6 protein-coding genes and 1 pseudogene are annotated in these 7,758 nt (G+C 66.9%); 5 read left to right on the top strand and 2 right to left on the bottom strand.

Translation table 11 applies throughout. The features are described 5' to 3' along the window. Positions 1-93: 93 nt before the first annotated feature. The 4 genes and pseudogenes from LI94_RS19340 to LI94_RS19325 all read left to right on the top strand — a co-directional run. Positions 94-285 (top strand): annotated as a pseudogene (locus tag LI94_RS19340) (type VII secretion integral membrane protein EccD); the annotation flags it as partial. Further along, positions 282-1,700 (top strand): type VII secretion-associated serine protease mycosin, encoded by a 1,419-nt coding sequence (gene mycP, locus LI94_RS19335; RefSeq protein WP_082105821.1) that lies wholly within the window; start codon positions 282-284, stop codon positions 1,698-1,700. The pseudogene LI94_RS19340 and the gene mycP, both read left to right, overlap by 4 nt. After that, positions 1,697-2,695, top strand: a complete 999-nt coding sequence (gene eccE, locus LI94_RS19330; protein ID WP_046302210.1) for a type VII secretion protein EccE — start codon at positions 1,697-1,699, stop codon at positions 2,693-2,695. The genes mycP and eccE overlap by 4 nt, the downstream gene beginning before the upstream one ends. 210 nt (positions 2,696-2,905) lie before the next feature. Continuing rightward, complete coding sequence (locus LI94_RS19325; protein WP_082105820.1) at positions 2,906-3,658, top strand: LpqN/LpqT family lipoprotein; 753 nt, start codon at positions 2,906-2,908, stop codon at positions 3,656-3,658. On the opposite strand, the gene LI94_RS19320 is transcribed toward LI94_RS19325, so the two are convergent. Together LI94_RS19320 and LI94_RS19315 are read right to left on the bottom strand one after the other, a co-directional pair. Beyond that, a complete protein-coding gene (locus LI94_RS19320; RefSeq protein WP_082105822.1) occupies positions 3,655-5,880 on the bottom strand; it encodes an arylsulfatase in 2,226 nt (741 codons plus the stop codon). The two genes, LI94_RS19325 and LI94_RS19320, sit on opposite strands and share 4 nt — an antisense overlap. Before the next feature lie 138 nt (positions 5,881-6,018). Next, positions 6,019-6,972 (bottom strand): bile acid:sodium symporter, encoded by a 954-nt coding sequence (locus LI94_RS19315; protein WP_024443844.1) that lies wholly within the window; start codon positions 6,970-6,972, stop codon positions 6,019-6,021. Positions 6,973-7,690: 718 nt separating this feature from the next. On the opposite strand from LI94_RS19315, the gene LI94_RS24695 reads away from it, so the two are divergent. Further along, positions 7,691-7,758: hypothetical protein (locus tag LI94_RS24695; protein WP_239651145.1), on the top strand; the 68-nt coding region annotated here is incomplete at its 3' end.

The raw sequence follows: 7,758 nt of genomic DNA, 5'->3' as shown, positions 1-7,758 counted from the left end.
TTCGGATAAGGCCTGGGCACAATGACATCCTTCCAGCCCACCCCGCAAGGCAAGCCAACTCAGATGTCACCTATCCGTGCAGCAGACCCGATCGCGGTCGCGGTGCTCGCCGGCTTGGTGTCGATATGGGTGCTGGCCTCCACGGTTCCGGCAATCGCCGATCCGCACAGCTATTCGTTGCCGGTGCGCCGGCTGGCCGGTTTCCTTGCTTCGGGCCTGGACGCATCGCTGATACCGGTAATCGCCTACCTGCTCGGTATTTTCGCCTGGGTTCTCGATCGATGAGCCGTTCCCGAACCGGCCCGGCTCCCGGGTACTCCAAGGTGATCCGGCTCGGCGGTGCCGCCGGGGTCTTGGCCGTGGCGTTGTGGACATCCCCGCCGGTCTTGGCGATCAACCCGCCGACCGTTGACGCCGGTGTCGTGCCGCCCAGCGGGACTCCAGGGCCGGTGCAGGCCACCCAGCAGAACAGCGAGTGCGGCACTACCGAGATCATCGCCGGCACCGATCTCACGGAACCCCCTGCCGCGCAACGGCAGATCGATCTTGCTGCGGCATGGCAGTTCTCTCGCGGCGACGGCCAGACCGTGGCCGTCATCGACACCGGGGTGCGGCCCGGCCCGCGCCTGCCTGCCGTCGAACCCGGGGGCGACTACATCGGCACCACCGACGGCCTGACCGACTGCGACGGGCACGGAACGCTGATCGCCGGGCTCATTGCCGGTCAGCCCGGTGACGACGGGTTTGCCGGCGTGGCGCCGGCGGCCCGGCTGCTGTCCTTGCGTGCCACGTCCGCAAAGATCACACCGGCAACCTCCAGCGGTGATCCGGAGTCGGCGCAGGCGGCCTTCACTGTGGCGGCCCTGAGCCGGGCGATCGTGCACGCCGCGGACCTCGGTGCACGGGTGATAACCGTCTCGGCAGTGCACTGCGTGCCCGCCGACCGCCCCGTCGACCAGTCCGAACTCGGCGCGGCCATTCGCTATGCGGCGGTAGACAAAGACGCCGTCGTGATCGCTGCTGCCGGCGACAGTGGCGCCACCGGGTCGTTCGGCGGTGGAACCGGTTGCCAGTCCAACCCGCTGACCGACCTGAGCCGACCCGGCGACCCGCGCAGTTGGGGGACCGTTGGGTCGGTATCGATCCCGTCGTCCTGGCAGCCCTATGTGCTGTCGGTGGCATCGTTGGCGCCCAACGGTCAGCCCTCGAAATTCACAACGGCAGGACCGTGGGTCGGGGTCGCAGCACCGGGCGAGAACATCGTGTCGGTGAGCAACCGCGATGACGGTGGCCTGGCCAACGCACTGCTCGGCGCCAGACAGAAACTGGTCCCGCTCAGCGGTACCGGCTACGCATCCGGCTACGTGGCCGGCGTCGCAGCGCTGGTTCGCAGCCGGTATCCGGAACTGAGCGCGGCGCAGGTGATCCACCGACTCACCGCAACCGCGCGCAACACCGCCCGGGCCCCGTCGAACATCCTCGGTGCCGGAGCCCTGGACCCGGTGGCCGCACTGACCTGGCAGTTACCCATCGGATCTGTCCCGGCCGCGGAGCCGGTGAAGCGGGCGGTTCCGCCTCCGCAACCGGAACCGAAGAACTACACGCCGCAGCTCGTCGCCTCGGGCGGCGCAGCGGCGCTGGGATTGGCCGTCGGCGCCACCGCGATCGCGGCACGCCGGAGAAAGGAGACCGCCCTGTGAGTACCCACCAGCCATCCTGGCCCGGCACCGGCCGAATCGCCGCGGTGCTTTTCGCTGCGGTGGCCGTGGCTGCCGCCTACCCCTGGCACGCGACCCGCGAGCGTTGGGTACTGGGCATCGGCGTCGCCGTCGCTGCCGTCTTGGTGACGCGTTGGCGCGGGTTACCCCTGACCACGCTGCTGCGGCGCCGAGTGGCGCTCAACCGCGGCAAGCACGGGGAACGCCGAGCCCGCAGAACCGCCACGGACCCGCGGGTCACCGCGCTGCTGAACGTCGCGGCGCCGCAGGAAGACACCGATGTGCTTCCGCTGCCGCTGATCGCCCGCTACCTGGACCGTTACGGCCTGCGGGCCGACACCATCCGGGTCACCAGCCGTGACGTCGGAGACCAGGCCGGCGCACGGGAGCGGACCACGTGGATCGGTCTGACCTTCTCCGCCGTCGACAATCTCGCTGCGCTGCAAGCACGTTCGGCAGAGATCCCGTTGGACAAGACTGCCGCGGTGGTGGCACGCCGACTCGCCGACCACCTCCGTGAATCCGGCTGGGCGGCCAGCGTCGTCGCGCCCGACAACATTCCACGGCTCGACTCGGCGGGTTCGCGCGAGACCTGGCACGGGATCGTGCAGGATAGCGGAGATTACCTTGCCGCATACCGGCTTACACCCGGACACGACCTGCCGGACCTGCTCGCGAAGGTCTGGTCCTACCCGGCACCAGAAACCTGGACGGCCCTGGAGATCGCCGGCTCCGGCGACGATCAGACGCTGGCGTTCGCGACCGCATTCCGCACCGGCGCCCAGCCCGTGGCTGGTGGACCGCTGCCCGGATTGAGTCCGCAACCAGGAGTCCAACGAGCGTCGCTGGCGGTCCTGCACCCGTCATCGGTGCAACGCCTCGACGGCCATACCGTCCTGGCCCGCGACTGGCTGACACGGCTCCGCTGGCCCAGCAGCACCAACCGGCGTTCACCGGCCGATGTCACCGTGAGCTGAACAGCAGCTGACCTTGACCGCGGCGGGCCGTCGAATGCCTCGGTGACTTCGCCCTTTTAATCCGAATGCCGAAGCCGAATCACCGAGAAAGGTGCACTGTTCGCTACGGCTGCATTCCCCACTTAAGCGTGCCACCGCGCGATACCGCCGGCGGCCACCTAGCCGGTCGGCCCTGGCCCGGAGGCAACCGGGGATGGCTATTCTTTGCCGATGGACAGCCAAACACCCGGCAGCCAAGGGCCGATCTTCGAGGATCCGTCAGAGCAGCCGGCAAGTGACGCTGCCAACCGGCCTGCACGCCCATGGCTTCCAGTGGCCATTGCTGCCGCCGCCCTCGTTATGGCCATTGCCCTGATCGCCGCTGCCCTGATCGCCGCTGCCCTGATCGTGAGTCGCCGCGGCCATGAGCCCGAGTCATCTCATCCCTTCGAGAGCGAGGCGTTTGGCAGCTCGTTGTCGAGCAGATGCAGCCCCAGCGCGGTGCCGCTCGCCGAACTCGATCACCGCACTGCCGACGAGCCCAGGCTGGCGCTGCCCCGACCGCCCGGCTGGGCCTTGGACCCCGCACCGAGACCGCCGGCAGTTCGGGCGGTGATGAAGGGCCCGGGCATTGAAGCCCACCGTAACCAGCCGAACGCCGTTGTGACACTGGAGAACCTCACCGGGGCAGTCAGAACTGCACAGGAAGCAATCGATTGGGAGATCGCGGGGTTATCCAAGATCGGCGTCGTTGTTGACCGCGTCCCCAGCACTGTTTGCGGCTACCCCGCCGCGACGCTTACCTACGACATGGGCCTGCCCGATCACGAGGCAACCTGCCTGATCGTGGCGGGCCGGGACAGCGCCGACAAGCTCTGGGCTGCCGTGGTCACCGTTCAGTCCTTCTACCCCGGTACCCCGGACTACGTGAGTGAAAAGCACGCAATCCTCAGCGGCTTCCAGTTCGCCTTCGCCGGCGACTAATCGGACTGCAGGGCGATGCGCAGGGCGTCGATCTGGTCGAGTTCGGCTTGCCCGGCCTGCACATGGACCGCATGCAGCGAGCCATTCCAGGCAAACGGCGGCTGGTAGTCATCGGAGACCGGTAAGCCTCGGTCGTAGCCGAGGGTGAGGTGCGTGCCACCGTGCTGCCAGATGAACGGCAGCGAATGTTCAGTCGTCGTGCTTGCGATGACGGTGTTGTCCACGACGGCGTCGACGGCGACACCGCCGGACACCAGCCGCAGTACGCAACCGACGAGGTGGCGCCCGGAGGGCAGTCGCTGCTCGCAACGCAGGTGCAGCGGTCCGCTGGGCAACGCCACCGCGACGTTCAGGCTGCCGTCGACGACGTAGGCGGCCAACCCGCCGTTGCGGTCGCCGATGGCGAACAGCACACCACGGGGCGTGTCCGGTGCGACCTCCACGTCGGCCAGGATGTGACCTCCGCCGGCCAGCATCGGCAGCGCTTCATCGAGCACCGGTCCGGCCTGCGGGTACAGCGTGACCTCCAGGCCGACCGGATACTGCGGCGATGCCGCAGCGGACAGTCGGCCGATGAGTGAGTCCAGCAGTGGCAGAACGTTGTTCGCTGCCGCTTCGTTCGCCCACTGCTCCTTGAGCTGTTCGATGATCTCCGGATGGTCCGCGGCGAGGTCGTGCGACTCGGAGAAGTCCTCGTCGAGGCGGAACAGTGCCCAGTGGTCGCTCTCGAAGTCGCGGCTGCCCGTGAGTAACAGGTCCTCGTCCATCACGCCGACTGGAACGTGATCGGTGGTGGCTTTCCAGCCGTCGGCGAAGATGGCCCGGGAACCCATCATCTCGAAGTACTGCACGGAACGCGGATTGGGTGCTCCGGGATCGGTGAAGGAGGGCAGCAGGCTGGCGCCCTGGATGGGCTGCTGTGCAATGCCGTCCACAAACTCCGGGGCGGAGACTCCGCACGCGTCGAGCACCGTCGGCAGGACGTCGATCGCGTGGGCGAACTGCCCCCGAACCCCACCGCCCTCACGAATCGTTCTGGGCCAGTGCGCGATAAACGGCACCCGGGTGCCTCCGAGCCACGTGTAGCGCTTCCACAGCCGAAACGGTGTGTTGCCAGCCCACGCCCAACCCCACGCGTAGTGCGGATAGGTGCGCGGTCCGCCCCACTCGTCGAGCTGCTCCAGGTTCTCGGTGAGGTCATCGCGCACGCGATGGGTGAACCGGTGCTCATTGACCGTGCCCGACACGCCGCCTTCGGCGCTGGCGCCGTTGTCGGACATCAACAGAATCAGGGTGTTATCGAGTACTCCGATGCGCTCAAGGGTGTCGACCAACCGGCCGATCTGTGCGTCGGTATGGCTGAGGAAGCCGGCGTATACCTCGTGCATCCGGGCGTACAGCCGGCGCTCGTCGGCACTCAGGTCCTCCCAGGCCGGCACCCATGGCGGCCGTGGCGTCAAGGTCGTACTGGCCGGGACGACCCCAGATTTCACCTGCCGAGCGAACAAGTCGTCGCGCCAGGAATCCCATCCGGCGTCGAATTTGCCCGCGTAGGCATCTGCCCAGGAGCGTTCCACGTGGTGCGGTGAATGCATGGCGCCCGGCGTGAAATACAGGAAGAACGGCTTGCCTGGGGCGCTGGCCTGTTGACTCAGCACCATCCGGATCGCTTCATCGGCGAGGTCTTCGGTCAAGTGGTAGCCCTCATCCGGCCGAGCCGGTGGCTCGACGAACGAATTGTCGCGATCCAGTTCCGGCGCCCACTGATTGGCATCGCCGCGCAGAAACCCGTAGTACCGCTCGAATCCCAACCCCAGCGGCCACTGGCTGAACGGCCCTGCGCCACCACGCTCCCCGCGTGGCACCAGATGCCATTTCCCGGTCGCCAGCGTGCTCCAGCCTGAGTCCCGCAGAATCCGTGGCAGCGTTGCCGCCGAGCGTGGAATGTGCGCGCTGTAGCCGGGATGCGTGGTGGGTAGATCTGCCAGGAAACCCATGCCGACCGCGTGGTGGTTGCGCCCGGTCAACAGTGCCGCCCGAGTCGGCGAGCACAGGGCGGTCACGTGAAACCGGTTGTAGCGCAGTCCTCCGGACGCCAGGCGATCGATGGTCGGCGTCGAGATATCCGATCCGTAGCAGCCGAACTGGGCGAACCCGAGGTCGTCGAGCAGAATCACCACGACATTGGGCGCGTCCTGTGGTGGGCGCTGGGGTTGGCTCATCTCGGTGTCGCCTTTCATTACGAACCGCGGGTAGTCAAGTGACTACGTTTGTCGAGAAGATTCTGGAGCGCCATTGCGGATCGCACGGTGCGGAAGGGAATTCGGCTGACCATGCGGCGCTCGCGCCCTTGAGGCGGCCTAGTTCGCCACCGCTTCTGACGCCGGGCACGCATCATCGCCGGGCGTGGACGACAGCGCCTGCGCTGTCAGCTCAGGGGCGCCGGACTGGCGGTCCGAGCGGTAAGCAGGGTCGAAGCGACGGACGGTGGCGACGAGCAGCAGCGCGATAACCGGTGCGATTACGCCGTACAGCGCCGGGACGGTGCCGATTTCGGCGCTGTCGAGCAGCTGTGGGCTCAGCGCTATCGCCGTGGCCACCATCGCGTTGTGCATCCCGATTTCCAAGCTGATGGCAATCGCCTGCCGCGGAGCAAGTTTCATCCACCGCGGCACGAGATAGCCGATGGCCAAGCTGATGGTGGCGAAGGACACGATGGCGCCGGTGAGGGCGCCGAGGTTGCTGAGCAGTGTCGACTGCCCTCCGGCGATCGCCGCTATGGAGATCGCGACCAGCAGCGTGGCCGCGGCGACCCGGACTGGCCGCTTCAAACGGCGAGCCAGCTCGGGGAAACGTTCGCGAATGGCCACGCCGATGGCAGTGGGAATGAGCACGAGACCGACCACTGCGACGAACTTGTCCAGCTGCAGCGGGATACTCCTTCCCTCGCCGGTGAACCAGGCGGTCGAGAATGCCAGGATCGCCGGTAGGGAGGCGATGGAGAGCACCGCGTTGATCGCGGTAAGCGTGAGATTGAGCGCCAGGTCGCCATTGACCAAGTGGCTGAAGACATTGGCCAACAGACCGCCGGGTACCGCCGATATCAGCATGAGTCCCACCGCGAGCTTCGGCGGAAGGCTGAACGCTTCGGCGATCAGCAGGCAGACGGTCGGCAGCACGATTGCCTGGCTGATCAGTGCGACCGCGAGCGGGCGCTTCAATGCGGCGGCCCGCCTGAAGTCGGCGACGGTGAGGGTCATTCCCAGTGCGAGCATGGCCGTCACGACGACCAAAGGGAAAAACCGGTTATCCATAATTCTCCGCGGTGTTCGTGCGCAGACGCCATGACGGTTAGGCCGCCCACGGGCGCCGGGGCGATGATGCAGTGGTTGCTCAGCTTGCCGCAACCGGTCGCATTCCGGCCCGCAGATCGGGCCGGGCGCGAAGCGGGATATCGCCGCGAGGCGGGGCGTTGAGCAAACGGTTACACCAGCTTTCCCAGGGGCTTCGGCGGCGATATGAGTGGCCTGGATCCACCGATGAGGTCCGCTATGCCGACCGTCTGCCGCGGCGCCGTGCACCATGGAGCCTGGGCGGCGCTGAGATCATGAGTCAGGCCGGGATCGGCTTGCGTGGGGTGCCTAATCCACAGTGCTCCAAGGCAATTGCCACGCCGATGGTGAAGATCCGGGAAGTTCTCCCGCATCGGGCTCCGGCGCGGACGAGTCGCCGTGTCCGCTTCGCATCGTCTCGTCGACCGATGACGGCGGCGGCAGAATGACTCTTGCGATGGCCGGCGGCCACTCGCATCCCGACCAAGCGGGCCAATGACTGGCTACGCCCATCGGACCTTGAGGCCAGGCTGGAATCCTTTTGAGCGGAATCAGCGGCCGCGACGTCGCGCGCAGCGGGTGCAGTTGGGTGAGATCGCGCATCGGTTGTTTTCGCGACGATGTTTGCAGGCAATTCCGAGGCGCCCGCGTAGACTCACCGGGCGAACTTTTCATCAGAAACAGTGAGGTAGGGCAATCGATGAGTGGCCATTCCAAGTGGGCTACCACGAAGCATAAGAAGGCTGTCATTGACGCTCGTCGTGGCAA

It is taken from the genome of Mycobacterium sp. UM_Kg27 (assembly GCF_000972905.1).
GTDB lineage: Bacteria > Actinomycetota > Actinomycetes > Mycobacteriales > Mycobacteriaceae > Mycobacterium.
The sequence above is the reverse complement of the archived record's forward strand: the minus strand, read 5'-3'. Positions and strand labels throughout refer to the sequence as shown.